Raw genomic sequence first — 2087 nt, forward strand, 5'->3', positions numbered from 1 at the left:
TTTTGGGGCTCACACAGGTCAGCGCCTATAACCGTTGGTATAACGCCTCCCCGAGCATGGCGTCCAGTCGATTGCAACGCTGTTGAGCTTCTTCAATACGTCGGATGCTTTCGCCCAGAATAAATTGCTGATGTGGTATTTCGAATGCTTGGTTCCCCAGCCATCTCCAGTGCGCCTTTGTCCAGTTCGAACGACCGGTGCATTTACGCCCATGGCGCAACAGAAACCCCAGAAGCATCTGGCGGCTGGCAACAAGATCCTGTCTGGTCTGGCGCCGACTGCGTACGAGGTCGCGCATAGCCTCGTGCGCCGGATCCGGGATCCAAATTGCCGTCAGTGCACTCGATCGCAACAGCCGCGCCAACATTTCGGCGTCTCTTCTGTCCGTCTTCACCCTCTCGGCTGGCTTGCGCGGTATTACAGATGAGGCGACGACACTGCAATTCACACCCAGACCCAGCATCTGGCGATGGATGCCGTACCCGCTTGCCTGCCTTATAGCAGCAGTGGAGTGCCACATCAGGTGCAGTCAGGCGCGACACCAGACGTCGTATGGCCTCGGGCGTGTTGGGAATTGTCCCGTGGAACCGGATTTCTCCCGATTGTCCATCGTCTGCAACAGCCATGGCAATCGTCTCCTTGTGGACATCCAGACCGATGAATTTCGTCGTCGACATTGTCATTCTCCTCTCGTGACAAAGCGAGCTTACGCTCCCCCTGACCTCAGAAGGCGAGGCAAATGACAGTCATTGGGTCTATAACCCGACCTGAGAGAGGACGGGTTTTATGGGCAAGGTTACGCGCAAGAGGTATGGGACGGAGTTCAAATCACGGGTTGCTCGGGAAGCACTCCGGGGTCCGCTGATGCGCTACGGCATCCCGGAAATTTTCAATACTGACCAGGGGTCACAATTTAGGACGCCCCGTTTTGCCGGAATCCTGGAAGAACGTCAGATCCGCATCAGCATGGGCGGCGTGGACGCTGGCTGGACAACGTGTTCATCAAGCGTCTGTGGCGGTCGCTGAAATACGGATGCGTCTACCTGCACGCGTTCGAGACCGGATCAGAGGGACAAACGCAGCGCCGTCAGAAGGGCGGCATAGCATCAACCGGGTATAGTTTATTCAAACCCAAAGACTGTCCGAACAAACGGGTCCACCTCTGTTCGCAGTATGTCGGGGGAGGGGTATTTTCATGTTTGGAACTGGATGTTCGATTTTACTGTCAGCTCTGAAAAAAGGATGCTGCCTCAAGCCATTCATCTGCTAAGGGTGCGTGCAATAGAGAAAATGATCTCTGTCGATTTCTGACTGATGCGATTTTTATGAAAATTCATTTTGTTGCCTCTTCCACTGACAGCGCTCAGGGTGCACTGGCCCGACTTTCACAGAAATACGGAAATGTGCGGCTTCATGAGGCGGATGTCGTTGTCTGTCTGGGGGGGGATGGTTTCATGCTTGAGGCCCTGCACAAGGTTCTGGATAAAAGCATTGCCATTTACGGCATGAATTATGGAACGGTTGGGTTCTTGATGAATGCTGCTGATGAGGGGGACCTTTTACAGCGTCTCGAAAATGCTCAGCCGTCGGTTCTTCACCCGCTGCACATGACGGCCACAACAGTGGCAGGGAAAGTCAAAAGTGCATTGGCATTCAATGACGTGTTTCTTTTCCGTCAGACACGGCAGACATCTCGTATCCGGATAGAAATAGATGGTCGATTGAGGCTTGAGGAGCTTATCTGCGACGGAATAATCGTTTCCACGCCGGCCGGTTCGACAGCTTATAACCTGTCTGCCCATGGGCCTATTGTGCCTTTAAGCGCCAATATTCTTCCTCTTACACCGATCTCTGCTTTTCGTCCCCGGCGTTGGCGGGGAGCCCTCCTGCCGTCGAGCGCAGTCGTGAAACTGACACTGCTTGATACCGAGAAGCGGGCAACAGCGGCGGTAGCGGATTTTACGGAAATCCGTAATGTGGCGGAGGTTGCTGTGCGGGAAGACCGCTCCCGGAAAGCCACGATCCTGTTCGATCCCGATCACGGTCTTTCAGAGCGGATCATTGCCGAACAGTTCGTGACATAGGTC

1 protein-coding gene and 2 pseudogenes are annotated in these 2087 nt (G+C 54.3%); 2 read left to right on the forward strand and 1 reads right to left on the reverse strand.

Annotated features, from left to right (window positions below; translation table 11 throughout):
* Positions 1–25: 25 nt before the first annotated feature.
* Complete coding sequence (locus tag GFJ39_RS14610; RefSeq protein WP_153432025.1) at positions 26–520, reverse strand: IS110 family transposase; 495 nt, start codon at positions 518–520, stop codon at positions 26–28.
* 347 nt (positions 521–867) lie between these two features.
* Between GFJ39_RS14610 and GFJ39_RS13810 the strand changes: the two are divergent.
* Positions 868–1076, forward strand: a pseudogene (locus GFJ39_RS13810) (IS3 family transposase); the annotation flags it as partial.
* A gap of 204 nt (positions 1077–1280) precedes the next feature.
* Positions 1281–2084 (forward strand): annotated as a pseudogene (locus GFJ39_RS13815) (NAD kinase); the annotation flags it as partial.
* Between the last annotated feature and the right edge of the window lie 3 nt (positions 2085–2087).

It is taken from the genome of Gluconobacter aidae (assembly GCF_009547075.1).
In the GTDB taxonomy this organism is placed as follows: domain Bacteria; phylum Pseudomonadota; class Alphaproteobacteria; order Acetobacterales; family Acetobacteraceae; genus Gluconobacter; species Gluconobacter aidae.